General features: G+C 60.2%; 8 protein-coding genes. 3 read left to right on the forward strand and 5 right to left on the reverse strand.

Annotated features, from left to right (window positions below; all coding sequences use genetic code 11):
• Positions 1-255 precede the first annotated feature (255 nt).
• Positions 256-1,581, forward strand: a complete 1,326-nt coding sequence (locus tag BM017_RS04715) for a type II toxin-antitoxin system HipA family toxin (RefSeq protein ID WP_092241583.1) — start codon at positions 256-258, stop codon at positions 1,579-1,581.
• Positions 1,578-1,853 (forward strand): helix-turn-helix domain-containing protein, encoded by a 276-nt coding sequence (locus BM017_RS04720; RefSeq protein ID WP_092241585.1) that lies wholly within the window; start codon positions 1,578-1,580, stop codon positions 1,851-1,853. The genes BM017_RS04715 and BM017_RS04720 overlap by 4 nt, the downstream gene beginning before the upstream one ends.
• A 70-nt stretch (positions 1,854-1,923) precedes the next feature.
• Here the strand turns inward: BM017_RS04720 and BM017_RS04725 are convergent, their stop codons facing one another.
• The 3 genes from BM017_RS04725 to BM017_RS04735 are packed head-to-tail and all read right to left on the reverse strand — an operon-like array spanning position 1,924 to position 3,687.
• Positions 1,924-2,595 carry a GNAT family N-acetyltransferase gene (locus BM017_RS04725; RefSeq protein ID WP_092241587.1) on the reverse strand — a complete coding sequence of 224 codons (672 nt, stop codon included), beginning with the start codon at positions 2,593-2,595 and terminating at the stop codon, positions 1,924-1,926.
• Positions 2,596-2,605: 10 nt separating this feature from the next.
• Positions 2,606-3,052 (reverse strand): GNAT family N-acetyltransferase, encoded by a 447-nt coding sequence (locus tag BM017_RS04730; protein ID WP_071490838.1) that lies wholly within the window; start codon positions 3,050-3,052, stop codon positions 2,606-2,608.
• Positions 3,049-3,687: an FMN-binding negative transcriptional regulator gene (locus tag BM017_RS04735; protein ID WP_092241589.1), complete on the reverse strand. Its 639-nt coding sequence runs from the start codon at positions 3,685-3,687 to the stop codon at positions 3,049-3,051. Before BM017_RS04735 ends, BM017_RS04730 begins: the two co-directional genes overlap by 4 nt.
• A gap of 87 nt (positions 3,688-3,774) precedes the next feature.
• On the opposite strand from BM017_RS04735, the gene BM017_RS04740 reads away from it, so the two are divergent.
• Positions 3,775-5,319, forward strand: coding sequence for a MocR-like pyridoxine biosynthesis transcription factor PdxR (locus BM017_RS04740; RefSeq protein WP_092241591.1), 1,545 nt, complete (start codon positions 3,775-3,777; stop codon positions 5,317-5,319).
• Between the two features lie 7 nt (positions 5,320-5,326).
• On the opposite strand, the gene BM017_RS04745 is transcribed toward BM017_RS04740, so the two are convergent.
• Together BM017_RS04745 and BM017_RS04750 are read right to left on the reverse strand one after the other, a co-directional pair.
• The gene (locus BM017_RS04745) at positions 5,327-9,982 is read right to left on the reverse strand and encodes a dermonecrotic toxin domain-containing protein (protein WP_092241593.1); all 4,656 of its coding nucleotides are present in this window, start codon (positions 9,980-9,982) and stop codon (positions 5,327-5,329) included.
• Positions 9,983-10,078: 96 nt separating this feature from the next.
• Positions 10,079-14,557, reverse strand: a complete 4,479-nt coding sequence (locus BM017_RS04750; RefSeq protein WP_371914599.1) for a hypothetical protein — start codon at positions 14,555-14,557, stop codon at positions 10,079-10,081.
• Positions 14,558-14,683 lie beyond the last annotated feature (126 nt).

Below are 14,683 nucleotides of genomic sequence, written 5' to 3' on the forward strand. Positions count from 1 at the left end.
AAATCCCAACCTCTGATGAATGAGGCCGGGAATTTAGCGAGATGGTGGGGTGATAACTGTCAGGCCATCGACCCCTGGTTTGCGGGAGTTGTCTCTAGTGACGCGCGATTAAAAACTGATCCTACTTTGGTCGGTGCTTTTTGAATCTGCATTTTATTGCGTTCATAGGGGGTGCATGGGTTCCATATCTGCACTATATTGCAATTTCAGTTCGCTTTTTCAGCTGGTGAATGCATTAAATTGCAGGTGAGAGCCATGGTCCGTCTGACATTACAAATCTACGCCGAAGGAAAATGGCAGGACGCCATGCTCCTGACAGTCGATACGCCGCAACTGGGTTTCGAAAGTCGGTGCAGTTTTGGTTATGACCAGCGCTATCTGGTGGAACACCTTGATGAAATGGCGACGCCCTTCGCCACCTCCGTGAGTGCCAGGTTCCCACTGCAATGGGAGGGTGGGAGAGCCCAGAGTGCTCCTGCTTTTGTACATGACATCGCACCGGCGGGTGCCGCTAAACGGTTTCTGATGGCGCGTATTGGTGGGGATAAGCCGGCTGACGTCAGTGCAGACCTTTTTCTGTTGATGCGCAGTACGCCTGCCTCCATTGGCCATATGCGAATCAAAGAATCGATTGAGGCTTTGGACGATCGAACCCCCATGGGGTTTGAACGTGATGAGGTTGTCCGACGGGACAACCGTTTCCTTGAGTATGCCTATGAGCAAGGCGCAGCCATCGGTGGGGCCACGGGCGCGGGCGGGGAGGCGCCAAAGTTACTGCTGACAGAAAACCAGGATGGGTTGCTATTTCCGGATGCGGTGCTGGACGACAAGCAGGTCAAGCAGCATTGGTTTGTGAAATTTGCACGCAACAAAGGCACGCAGACAGATCAGGACATTCTGCGTAGTGAATTCCACTACTACAAAGCCTTGCAGACCTTGGGTATTGATACTGTGGCGAAGTCGGGGTTGTCGCTGGAGGAGGCGAGCAAGCCCAGTGTGTGGATGCACCGTTTTGATCGACGCGTCACTGCGCAGGGGGTTGAACGCTATGCCGTGGAGTCAATCTACTCTTTGGCGGGTGTTTCGGTGCCTGGCAGCGCCATGGCGCATCGCGAGGTTGTCACGTTGTTGGTTGAATTGTGGCGAGAGGCTGGTCAGTCCAATCAAGTACCGGCGTTGGTCTCTGAGTACCTCAAGCGCGATCTTTTGAACAAAATCCTCGGCAACTCGGACAACCATGGTCGCAATACCTCGATCATTCGCGAAGTGAACGCCCTGCGTCTTGCACCCATTTACGATTTGGCGCCGATGGTAATGGACGACGAAGGCATCACGCGCACGACCAAATGGCCCAGGGAGCTTGAACGGGCGGGCGATGTGGATTGGCGGGGTGTATGTCATTTGCTGGGTGATCTTGTCGACAGCGAGAAGCTGTTCGAAGACCTGAGGGAGGCCGCGCAACAGCTTTCAGCCCTGCCAGACATACTCAATGCCAGCGGCCTGCCTGCAGTGACAATGAACCATCCCGGCATTGCGTTGAAACATCTGCCGCAGCGGTTGAAAGAATGGGGACTGAAATGAGCTTGACAGTCGAAGAACGAACCCTGTTGATTGAAAGCATTCAGGATGCCTTGGCAGAGGGCACGCTGGAAATCGCCGAAGCGGTACGCCGCTTGCGTACGGAAGTCACCGGCCTGCATCAAAGCCAGTTTGCCAGGATGTGCAAAATTTCCGTGCGCACTTTGGTGCATATCGAGCATGGCGAAGGCAATCAGACGCTGAAATCGCTGAATGCAGTCTTCCGGCCATTCGGATTGAAGATGGGCGTGGTGAAGGTTCGCAGAAGCCTCTAGGTAATGGCGCTAGCACTGAAGATCCATGTGGGAGCCTGGCTCCCACATGGATCAACGCAGGTTTGACGATTCAGGCGCGACACTCCGCCAATGTTTTCACCTGCCCATCCCCGCGCTGATTCTCCTGCGATAACCACTTCTCAAACCCCGCTCCAACCTTGGGCCACTGCGAATCGATGATCGAGTACCACGCGGTATCACGGTTCCTGCCCTTGACCACCATGTGCTGGCGGAACACCCCTTCGAAGCTGAAGCCCAACCGCTCGGCCGCGTATCTGGAGCGATCGTTGGCGTTGTTGCACTTCCATTCCAGGCGGCGGTAGCCCTGTTCGAACGCGTATTTGGCCAGCAAGTACACCGCTTCGGTGCTTTTCGGCGAGCGCTGCATGGGCGCACCGAAGGTGACGTGGCCGATTTCGATGCGGCCCTGTGCGGGAACGATGGACATCAGGCTGAGAAGCCCCTGTACCTGGCCGGTCTGGCGGTCGATCACGCAGAAGAAATACGGGTCGCTGTGGGCCGCGTGGTTGTTCAGCCAGTCATTGAAGGCGCTGCGCTCCGGGAAGGGGCCGTATGGCAAGTAGTCCCACAGCTTGGGGTCGGCACCGGGGCCCTGGAGGGCTTGGAACAATTCGTCGCCATGGCGGGCCGGGTCGAGTTTTTCCAGGCGGATGAAGCGTCCTTCAAGCAGTGTGACGGTAGGGGCCGGTGCGCCTTTCCAGTCGGCGAGGGAAGTAGTCATGCTGCGCTCCTTAAAGACCTTTGCGAAATTGGATGAACCCAGGGCGTTCGGCGATGCGTTCGTAGAGTTGGATCGCGGTGGCATTGGTTTCGTGGGTCAGCCAATGCACCTTGGCGCAGCCATCGGCCTTGGCGGTGGCGTAGACGAACTCGATCAGCTTGCGACCGACGCCGGTGCCACGTTGGGCCGGGTCCACCAGCAAGTCCTGCAGGTAGCAGGAATTCTCGATGCTCCAATTGGAGCGATGGTAGATGAAGTTGACCATGCCCACCGCCTTGCCGTCCTGCCAGGCCAGGGCCGAGTGGGTCGGTTCGCTGGCGTCGATCAAGCGTTGCCAGGTGCTTTGGCTGACCGCGTCCGGCAGTTCGGTTTCATAGAACTTCAAGTACGCCTGCCACAGCGGCAACCAGGCAGCGTGGTCGGCGGCGGTGACCTGGCGGATATCGATCGGGCTCATTCTGGGTCTCCTTGGGGAATAAAGCGGGCGAGGGTCTGGTCGCGCACATCGGCGCTGGTTGCCAGGCCAGCACGAACGCCGGCCATGTCGGCCGCGCTGCGGTTCTGGCTGAGTTTGCGTTTACCGATCAGGCGTTCGATCGGCAGGGCGAAGCCGACGATGGCCTTGAGCATGCCGTCGATGTAATCGGCTGGAGCGTCGCTGACCTTCCAGGGCTGGGCGCGGCCGCCTTCATGGCGATCGGTCAGCGCAGTGACCACCGCGAGCAAGCGATCGGCATCGTTGAATACCTCGGCTTTGCCATAAGCGTGCACGGCGATGTAGTTCCAGGTGGGCACGACTTTGCCGTGCTCGGCCTTGGCCGGGTAGAACGCCGGGCTGATGTAGGCCTCGGCACCGGCAAAGATCACCAGCGCTTCGCTGCCGTTCTGCAGGTCTTTCCACTGCGGATTGGCTTTGGCCAGGTGCCCGTAGAGCATGCCGTTGGGGCCTTCATCCGGGTTGAGCAGCAAGGGCAAGTGACTGGCTTGCAGGCCTTGCTCGCCAAAGGTCACCAACTGCGCCAGGCGGGTGTGCTGGATCAGTTGCTGCAGTTCGGGCAAATCGTCGAGGGCAAAGGCGCGAGGTGTGTACATGGAAAAATTCCTTGGCGAATGCCTGCATCCTAGGCAGGCTAATGGCTCGTTGAAAGAGCCATCTGGCACCCATTTCATAGGTCCAATATGTCGCCTGTCTCGCCGCCACTGTCGTTCAACCCCGCTGGTATTGAACTGGATCGCCGCCAAGGCCTGACGCGCCAGCTGTATGACGCCCTGCGCCAGCGGGTGCTGGACGGTCGGTTGGTCAGCGGGACGCGCCTTCCCGCCACCCGTGACCTGGCGACGGCGTTGTCGATTTCCCGCAACAGCGTGGTACGCGCCTACGATCAGCTGTATGCAGAAGGGTTTATTGAAAGTCGGGTCGGCGATGGCACCTATGTCGCCCAATTGCCCACCGCAAAAAAACTATCCACAAAAGTATCCACAGGGTTTTCAACAGGCTTATCCCCAGCCTTATCCACAAAGTGGGCGGATTTGCCGGAAGACCTGGACAGTGAAGTTATCCACAGTGCGGGCTTGGCGCGGATAAAAACCAACCACCTGTCTCTGCCTCCAGCCGGCCCGCCACGGGCATTTCGCGTGGGTGTGCCAGCCTTCGATCTGTTCCCGTTCGAGGTCTGGGCCAAGCTGAACGGGGCCTTCTGGCGCAAGCCGGACCTGGAGCTGCTGTGCTACGGCGACCCCGCGGGCGACGGCCGACTGCGGGGCCTGATTGCCGCCTACTTGCGCAGCTCACGAGGCATGCAGTGCACGGCTGAACAAATAGTGATCACCAGTGGCGCGCAGCAGGCAATCAGCCTTTGTGCACAGTTGCTGGTGGAGCCAGGGGACGGCGTGGCGGTGGAAAACCCCGGCTATCGCGCGGCGGGGCATGCGTTCGCCCTGGCGGGCGGCAAATTGCACGGCGTGCCGGTGGATGGCGAGGGTATTGATTGCCAGGTGCTCAATAGCCTGGAGGATTGTCGGGTGGCTTACGTCACGCCTTCCCACCAGTATCCGATGGGTGTGGTGATGAGCCTGGCGCGCCGCCTGGAACTGCTGGCCTGGGCCGAGCGCACAGGCGGTTGGATCATCGAGGACGACTACGACGGCGAGTACCGCTACAGCGGTGCACCGTTGTCGCCCCTGGCCGCGCTGGATCGCAGTGGGCGCGTGCTCTATGTCGGCACCTTCGGCAAGGTGGCCTTTCCCGCGTTGCGCCTGGGTTACCTGGTCTTGCCGGCGGGCCTGGTGGATGCGTTCGCCCGGCGCCGTGCCGTCGACATGCGCCACTCCGAAGTCAGCACCCAGGCGGTGATGGCCGAGTTCATGGCTGCCGGGCATTTCCAGCGGCATATCCGCCGTATGCGCCGTGCTGCGCTGAGCCGGCGCAATGCCTTGCTGGCGGGCTGGCCAAGCGGGTTGGCCGGCGTGGGTGAACTTCCCAGTGTCGCGGCAGGGCTGCATTTGACCGTGCGCGTGGACAGCCTCGCCCGCGAGCAACAGCTGCTCGACCTGGCGCGGGCCGTAGAGGTTGAAATCAATGGCTTGAGCAGTTATTGGCTCGCGCAATCCAGCCCGCCTGCGGACCAGCGCGCCGGTCTGGTGCTGGGGTTCGCCGCCGTGCCGGAACCTGCCATCGTGCAGGCCCTGGAGCGCCTGCGTACGGTATGGCAGGGTGTTCACTGACGATGCATCAAGTGTTGAAAAACATCTCTGCGGCCAGTGAGGGGCCGATGGCGGCTCGCTCAATTTCAATCTGCTGCTTATCGTTCAGCCTGGTGTACTGAACGGCCCCGCCAAGTTTTTGTTGTTCCACGGTCTTGAAGTGGCCAGCGACAAAGTCCCTCACCTCTGCTTGCGCCGAGGGATAGTGAAAGTGGGCGTACCACAGCACGGCAGGGGTCTTGTGATCGAGCACTTCATATTCGTCCAGAAAGTCGTTACGGCGTTTCAGGCGCTTGCGCGTGAGGGTTTTTCTCACGGTTATCTCGCCCTGCTTGTACAGCCACTCCACACGATCGGCCACAGGCGGCTGCTGCTTGATCATCCTGATACGCGTGCTTTTACCTTGCGCATAGAACTGCTGCACCGCGTCATTGAGCTTGCGCTTGAGTTCTGCGGCCTGGGGGTGGTCGATTTCCGTCAGGTTGCGCTGGGTGAGTGCATCTTCGATCTGCTCGATGGCCCGCTCCAGGGGCGGCACTTCCAAGTGGTACAGCCCTTCGACATCCAGCGGCAGGCGCCAGGGTTTGCCTGACTTCTCGAGCCGTTTGAGCACGGTGGGCACGCCGTCGAGAAGGGACTGGCCCTCCTTGAGGCTGGTGTCCAGGTTGACGGGTCGGGAGGTTGAGGGGCGGGAGCGTTCCTCGATGTGCTTGACCCAGACGGTCGGCGACTTTTCGTGGAAGGTGGCGATCACATTGCCGGTCAATGGTGCTATGACATCCACCAATGTCGGGTCCGCCTCGCGCGGTTCGCCCACGATCACCCCGTGAAAGCGTGTCTTGATGATTTTGCGGCGTGCCGGCGGCGCAGCGCGAGAAGGGCCTGGCTTGGGTTCCAGCGCCCTGCGTTCCCTTATCAACACGGCCAGGTCGCGAACCGCCAGCTGGTTGAATTGGTCGACAAGCTTGAGCAGCTCGTTGAGAGGCTCCCTGAGTACCTGATGGCTGGCGTCGGTGTGCAAATCACGCAGGCGTTGATCGGTGATCGTGAATTGGTCCACCAGGCTGTCGAGTGCTTCGATACGTTCGGGCAAGGGGCTGTCGGCTTCAGGCTGTTGGGTATCGAGGTAGCTTTGTACGGCGAGGTCGGCGTTCGTCACGATGGTGTTCAGGCGCGTGCGAGCCTGCAGCTGCTCCGGGGCGTTACCGCGCTTGATGCACAGGTAGCGCGAGACCATGATCTGTAAGGCCTTGAGGTCGTGCAGGCTCAGGCTGGGCAAGGCCTTCGACGACATCTGGATCACCTGTGCGCCCGCGACGCCAAGCTTCTCCAGTTCTTTGAAACGCGAGTCGACATATTCCAGGCGACTGATCATTTCCAGGTTCAACGTGGACATTTCCTCGGCGAGGCGGGCTTTGTCCTCCGGCAAGGTGGCGGAGTCTTCGTCCAGGAGCGCAATGGTGCTGTTCAAGGTGTCTCGATAGGGCCGCAAGCGCTCCTCCACCGCAGATCGGGTGAGCAGCAACTGCTTGTTCAAGTAGTCGGCCATCGCCACCTGGTAGTGGGGAACCGTGTCGATGATGCCCAACGCCCGGAGCTGCCGGATGGGCTCTTCGTATTCGTCCAGCCGCCGGTTGACGTCTCGGATATACGCCTCGCGGCGCAAATCGGTCGAGGGGCCCGGCTCCGAGCCGATGGCGGCGAGGGACTCCGAAAGCGCCGCTTGCTCGCTGCTTTCCCTGGCATCGAACTCGCTGAGGTGTTGCCTCAACTCGCTGATGCGTGACGGTTTCTGCTGTTGAGCGGTGCGCCGGCGATTACGCAGGCCACCCCCGCGCAGGCGCAGGCGTGTGTCGACAAACCATTGCCCGGAGCGGTTGCTTACCAGCAAGGGGCCGGTACGCGCGGGCGCAAGGGGATCAACGATGACCACGTTATCATTTTCGTCCAGGTTGACTTCGAACCAACGCTCACCAACCGGTGCATACCACCGGTCTTTATCGGGATACAGGTTCAGGTAGGCCCCCGGTTTTCTGTTCTGCTCACCCAAGGTGGAGGGTTTCTCGGTCTTGAAGGTGTCCAGCCGGGTTCCCAGGCTCGAAGGTGCGCGGCTCAATGCGCCGCTGATGTGCAACGTGTTTTGATGCAGGGGGTAGAGGTCGCTGGCAGGCAGGTCCTGCAACTGTCTGGTTTCAACGGGCGCGGGCTTGGGCAGCGGTTGGTCCGTTGTTTCGGGGACGATATGGGGCAGGGTGTCGATGGGATTTTCGGGTAGTGGCTCAAGGTCCGGTTTGAGGGGCTTGGCCGCAGCCTCCTTGGCCGGATGGCGCATCCCTATATGCAAGGCCAGGGCCATGCCCAGGTTGAACCACAGGTCGACGAGCGCGCTCCAGCCGTCGGCGGCGCTTGAGGGCTCTACACTTTCCTGCACCTGTTCCAGGTCTTCCATGATTTGCCACATCCAGGCGGCAACCCCCACGGTGGGGCCTAGAAAAGGCAACGTGGCGTTGAAGATCCGCCAACCGGTCTGGCGAAACGTCGCCCAGCGTTTCTGGGTATTGGAAACCGACTGGCGGGCTGCCAGCGTGACCATGGCACTGGCGTTGGCCTGGAACAGCGCTGCGAGCGCGTCACCGCCCACGCTGTCGTCGCTCAGTTCGATAGGCCCGCTCATATGCACCGCCGTCACTGGTTCAACCCACACCCGCACCACGACCCACGGCGACGGCAGGGTATCGGGGAACACATATTGCTCGTAGTTGAAGCGTACGTCGTCGGGTAGCCAGGCAAGTACGGATTCGCGCAGCGCTCGATCCTGCTTGATGGCATCCAGCAGATTTTGCCTGGACGGAAACTGGGTCAACACCGGCTCCAGCAGCGGTCGGTACAACAAGCAGGGGCCACTGGCGGCGTTGAGCGGGCCGATCACGAACATGTTGGCGACCTCGTCGCGCTGAGTGCCCTTGCGCAAGGTCGGAACAAACGCCAGTGGGCGTATCACGATCTGCTGCCCGTCGACCTCCTGTTCCTGGCGTTGCACTTGCAGCGCCGCGGCGACGTAGCGGTAGCCCAACTCGTCAATGCCCTGCCGTTGCTGGATCTTCAAGTGCAGCGCCAACAATGGCAGTTGCACCCGCAAATGACTGGCGTACAGCAACTCCCGGTTCCTGGCCTTGATGGGATCGCCAAGCAATGTACTTTTGATCAGTGCCGGGTAGTGCTCGCCGATGTCGAGTGTTTCGATGACGTCCTTGAGGTAGCTGAACGTCATCCAATCGGGTGCCAGGGAGCCGTCATAAAACACGGTGGCTTGGCCTGTCGGCAGGCCGGTGAGGTTTTCCAGCGTCAGATCGATCAGGTTGCGCCGGGTGACATCGACCTGGCCGGGCAGGGCGAATGTTCCCCAGATCACCGGACTCTCGATGACCACCTCGATTTTTCTAGGATCAAGGCCCGCGCCTTCTTTGTGGGTGCGGATGTGCGCTTGCAGTCGCTGCAGGGCGTAGTCGCGCAGGGGCGGGATATCGTCCTGAAACGAACGGCCGTGGTTGGCCGTATGGATCTGGGCCAATTCAATGACGTAGCGGCTGTAAAAGGCGATGTCCTGATCCGAGGCATCGGTCAGCCAATCCGGTAATTGCTGGTGTATCTGCCGGATGTTGGACAGCGCATGATCGCTCAGGTTTTCGATACCGGGGAACACCCGCAGGAGCGGCGCAGGCATCTCGGGTGGCGGGGTAATGGAGCCGGGCATCAATGACTCCGCCTCGCCGATCGCTTCGATCTGCATGGTGATCAGGGCACAGGCCAGGCTGTCGAAAAAATTGTCGCCGGGCTCGTACAGCTGCCACTGCAGGGTGGTTCCCGATTGCAGTTGGATCAGCTTGGCCGGCAGCGCCTGGCCCAATTGCTCAAGGGTTTCGAAGCGCTCGTAACCGCTGACCAGTGAGTAAGCGAGGATCATTGTGCGCTGGTTGTACTCGCCGACCAGCACTGCCATGTCCAGAACGCCGACATGTACGGTGCGGCCATCGCGTAACAGGCTGGTATCCACCAGGTAGGCACGGCTGTTATAGGGGTCGCTGGTGGCGCGTTGGGCGCGTCGCGGAAACTGGTAAAGGCCCCGTGCCATAGCACACTCAAGGACATCCCAATCCTCATGGACGCTGACGTTCCAGGCTTTGCGCAACGTATAGGCAAAGATTTGCCAGCGTGGCCATGTGCTGCCGCTCGACGCATTCCAGTAGTCAAGCTGATGTTCCTGGGACGCAACGAACAGCAGGCCGGCCAGTTCATTGATCAAATGGGCAATGGCGTCGATTTTCACGGGCAGGTGCACGGTGCTCGGTGACTCCGGGTTTAGCGTGAGAAAGTGCTCGCCTTCGATGTAGGTCACCGGGTTGGAGGCCAGCACCTGGCGTGCCAGCGCCGAGGTGAGGGACTCCACGTGGGGCCGCACGGGCACGATGCCCGATTTGAGTACCCGCCAGCGTGGCGTGACGACCATCGTCAAATCCGGGTCGATGTTAAGCCTCGGATACTGCTCGCGCAGAGCCGACCGCAAGATATCGGACGCCACTTCCCGGGTGGACGGTCCGGTGGTCAGTTGGGTGAGCAGTTCGTAGGCGTTGGTGGGGCGCCCGTTCAGGTTGTGGTTGTTGTTGGTGTGCGCGTGGGTGGGCATTTTCGGCTCCTTCTGTCGTTGACCCGGGCGAATGCGCACGGTAATGACAGAAGGAAGGTCGCGGATGGTAGTTAATTAACGGTCGACCCGGGCGGTTCAGGTTCTGCGCTTCTCGAAAAACAGCCGGCGGGCTTGCTCCAGGCTGATTTCGCTGAGGTAGAAGTCGATGCGCTGGGTTTCGCTCAGGCCCGTGGTGGTGTCAGCGATCCGGCCCTGGCGTTGTTCGGCCACTGTTTTCAACCGCGCGGCGATGTAGTTTTTTGCCGCTGTCCAGGAGGCACTGTAGCGAAAGTGCGCATACCACAGCGGGCTGCCAGAGCTGCGCTCGGTGATGCTGTATTCATCGAGAAAGTCCGGGCGAGGGCCCTTGAGCCTGCGTCGAGAGACCGTTTTCCGGATTGTGATTTCATCATGCTCAAGCAGCCACTCGACACTCTGGGTGGTCGGCGGCAACTTCTTGTAAAGCCTGCGCACGTGATTGCGACTGCGGTTGTACAGCTCGGCGATGGCTGCTGTCAGCGCCTTGTTGACAGTGCTGGCCGAGAGCGTGTCGTCGTCGGTGATGTTGCTTTGGGTCAAGGCGCGGTCAATGGCTTCGACAGCCTGTTCCAGGCGCTGGGCTTGCTGGTGATAAAGAAATTCGATGCCCGTTGGTGTACGTGCCTCCTGGTTGGCACGCAATTCGGTACGACGATGGAAGTCGGGCAGTGTGTCCAGCAGGGCCTGGCCTTCGCTGACGGCGACGGACGTGCTGAGCGTGGGCATCGGTTTTTTAGAGGTGGGCAGCCGTTCGACCCAGACCCCCGGGCTTTTCTGGTGATAAGTGGCGATGATCCTGTTTGTAGTCGGGGAGCGGATATCCACCAGGTCGGTCTCCTGCCCGGCCGACGACAGCCGCGCTTCGCCGATGCGGATGCCATCGTAGCGGGTACGGATGAACTTGGTCAGGGGGCGCGGCCTCACGGGCGCCGGGGCGGGGCGCAACCTGAACGCATCTCTCTCGACGATCAGCAGTGCCAGATTCTGTGAAGCCTGCTGGCTGAACTCGCTGATGTGCGTGTGCAGCTGCCTGACCGGGTCCGTCTGTACATGTTCGGTAAAGCGTTCGGCAAAATCACTCAAGCGTTCGTCAAGCATCTGGAACTGACCGACCAGGCTGCCCAAGGTGTCGATACGTTCATCAAGGCGCGACTCACTGCGCTCCTGCAAGGTGTCGTTCAGGCATTGGACGACGATATCGGCGGCGTCGACAATCGCATCGATGGTCGACCAGGCCTGCGGGGCGGTGCTCAGTGTGTTTTGCGACAGGCACAAGTGGCGGGCGAGGGTGATCTGCAGGGCCTTGAGGTATTCGCGAGGATAATGCGGCAAGGTGCCCTTGGTGTCTCGGATCAAGGTGACGCCTTCCCTGGACAACAGCCGGAGTTCGTCGAAGCGCGTGTTCATGTAGTCCAGGCGCTCAAGCATGTCCTGGGTCAGGCCCATCATCTCGCGTGCGTCATCGAAGGGGCGTTCATCGGTTGGATTCTGAAGTTGGTCCAGCACCCTGCGCATCATGGGGGCAAAGCGGGTGAGTGCCTCGCGAATACCCGCGCGGGTGAATTCGATCTGTGCCTTGAGGTAGGTGATGGCCTTGGACGCGTAGTCCGATGAGGGCGCGAAGATATTCAACTGCTTGAGTTGCTGCAGGGCCGATTCATAGTTTTCGCGTTGATCGACCAGGGTCTGCAGATAGCGTTGCCGACGTGAATCGGCCGTTTCGGCGGCCCCGTTGGTCATGTCTGCGTGGGCTTTTTGCAGCTCGGCCTGTGCATCTTTTTTGGTTTTTTCGAATTCGCTCAACTGGGTGCGCAAGTGTTTCGCGCGCTCTTGCGCCAAGGCCTTGGCCCTTCTGGCTTTCAACGTAGGCCCGCCGCCGCGCAAGCGCAGGCGGGTATCGACGAACCAGTTGCCTCGGCGGTTGGCGATCAACAAGGGGCCCAGGCGCGACAGCTGTTTCCCATCGACAATCACGACATAGTCGCTTTCATCAATGATCACCTGGAACCAGCGGTTTCCCACGGGGGCGAAATATTTGTCCGCGACCTTGTAAAGGTGTTGGCTGGGGCCTTGCTCGCTGATCGGTTCGCCCAGGTTGCTGGGTTTCTCGACCTTGTAGGTGTCCAGGAACGCGCCCAGTTGCGAAGGGTTGCGGTGGGATGCACCGCTGGTGTGCAACGGCTGGGAGCGGTCTGCGGGGGTTTCAGAGGTATTGACGTCTGCGATCTTGCGAATGGTGGTCGATGGTTTTTCTTCGGGTAGTGTTGGCTCTATCAGCGGCCGCTTCGCAGGGGGAGGCAACGCCTCGGTGCGGCGAGTTACCCGGTGCAACGTGATCGCCATGCCCAGGTTGAGCAGCAAGTCGGTGATGGCATTCCAGCGTAACCGGTGCTTGGGGTCCTCTTCGGCGTCGACGACTTCTTGCAGTTGATCCATGATTTGCCAGATCCACGCCGCAACGCCGGCCGTGCGCCCCAGGAACGGCAAAGCGGCGTTGAAGATCAGCCAGCCGGTGCGCTCGAAAGTGGCCCAGCGCGCATCGGCATTGGAGACCGACTGCCTGTCGGCCAACGTGACCAGCGCATTGGCATTGGCTTTGAACAGGGCGGCTAGCCGGTCGCCATCGAGGGTTTCCTCGCCCAACCGCAACGGACCGCTCAGGCTCAGCACCTTGGCAGGGTCCACCAGGAAATCCACCACCGACCAGGGTGACGGCACGGAGCTTGGGAACACGTACCGGGCGTAATCCGTGCGCACGTTGTCCGGCAGCCAGGCCAGCACCGATTCGCGCAGGCTTGGGGATTGCTGGATCGCGTAGATCAGATTGGCCGGCGAGGGGTATTGGCTCAAGGGGTCCTCGAGCAAGGGGCGGTAGAGCAGGCAGGGCCCGGCCTGCATATGGGAGGGCCCGATCACGAACATGTTCGCAACCGTGTCCGGCTTGCCGCTGGTGTTCCGACTTACAAAGGCCAGCGGCCGGATGACGATCGTATTGCCTTCGACTTTGTGATCGGTCGCGTTGTCTTGCATCACGGCGTTCACATAGCGATAACCCCGTTCGTCGATGCCGCCGATCCGGTTGAGTTTGCAGTGCAGCGCCAGCAGCGGCAGTTGAATGCGAAGATGGCTGGTGTAGAGCTGCTCGCGTCGCCACGATTCCGTCGGGTCATCCAGCAGTTTGCTTTTGATCAGCGCGGGGTAGGCGTTGCCGACATCAATGCCGGTAATCAAGGTTTCCAGGTAGCTGACAGTGAGCCACTTGGGTATTGCGCCGCCATTGCTTCTGCGCAGGGTTTTGTTGCCCAGGGGCAGGGCGATCAGGTTTTGCAGGGCCAGTTGCGCCAGGCTGAAGGTGGTGGTCACGGTTTGTCCAGGCACGGTGAAGGTGCCCCAGATGACGGGACTCTGGATCACGATGTCGAACTTTTCCAAAGCCAGGTCCCTGGCCTCTGCGTGATCTTTGCTCATCTGCAGTTTCAGCGCTTCGAGCGCGTACTGCTCGATCGGCGCAATGCCGTCATCGTAAGCCTGGCCTTCGTTCAGGCTATGCAGCGCCGCCAGATCCTTCAGGTGGCGGCCATAGGCATCCTGGTCCGAACTGGAGGCCTTGATGAGCCATTCCGGCAAGGCTTCCCTGTACCAGTCCAGGCCGGGTGTCTTTTGGCTGACAGCCTTGGCGGCAGGTGCCGTGATTGGCCCCGGCAGGCTTTGCATCGTGTCCGTAAAGTGCAGTGCACCGATGGCGTCGATCTGAATGGAGATCAAGATGCAGGCTTGTTGGTCGAAAAAGTTGCCGCTGGGTTCGAACAGGCGCCAATCGATTTTCTTGCCCAGGGCGCGGTCCGGCAGATAATTCTCCAGGGCATTGCCCAGTGCCTCGGTGGAATTGAATTTGTCATAGCCGTGCCCCGGCGCGTATGTAAGTAAAACTTCCTGGCCGTTCTGTTTACCGACCAGTACCGCGATCAAGCTGTCATTGAGGTGGGTGGCCTTGCCAGCGTCGTCGATCAGGAAGATATCCACCAGGCAGGCCCGGGATGCATAAGGGTCGTTGCGCTTGCGCAGATCCGGGTCCGGTTCAACGTACAGGCTGCGCGCCATGACACAGTCTTCATGGGTCCAGCCCTCCACCTTGTCCACATTCCAGAAGCTGCGAAGGGCGCTGGAGAGTTGATGCCAGTGGGGGACGGCATTGCCGTTGGACAAGTTCCAGTAATCGGCCTGTTGTTCCTGAAACCCGATGATCATCACCGGTGCCAGCAAATTGATAGTGTTGGCGATGTCTTCAATGTGCACGGGCAGGTGCACCGGCGGTTCAGCGATAGGCAGTTGGGTGAGAAAGTGTTCCCCTTCGACATACAGCGTCGGTACACCGAGTACTGCCTGTTTGGCCAGCACGTCGGACAGTGCCTGATACCGAGGGGGCTTGGCGATGATCTTATCGCCGACGATGTCCCAGACGGGCGTACCGACCACGGTGACATTGGGGTCTATATCCAGATGGGGATAGTTTATTTTGAGCTCGCGTCGCAGCAATGCGGCCGCCACCTCGCGAAAGGCAGGGCCGGCAGATAACTGAGTGATCAAAGTGGCTGTGGAGTAGAAGCGGGAGGCTGACGACGAAGCAGGCGATGCTGTGGTTGATGTCATAAGGGACCTGAC

The organism is Pseudomonas sp. NFPP04, from assembly GCF_900113815.1.
GTDB classification, from domain to species: domain Bacteria; phylum Pseudomonadota; class Gammaproteobacteria; order Pseudomonadales; family Pseudomonadaceae; genus Aquipseudomonas; species Aquipseudomonas extremorientalis.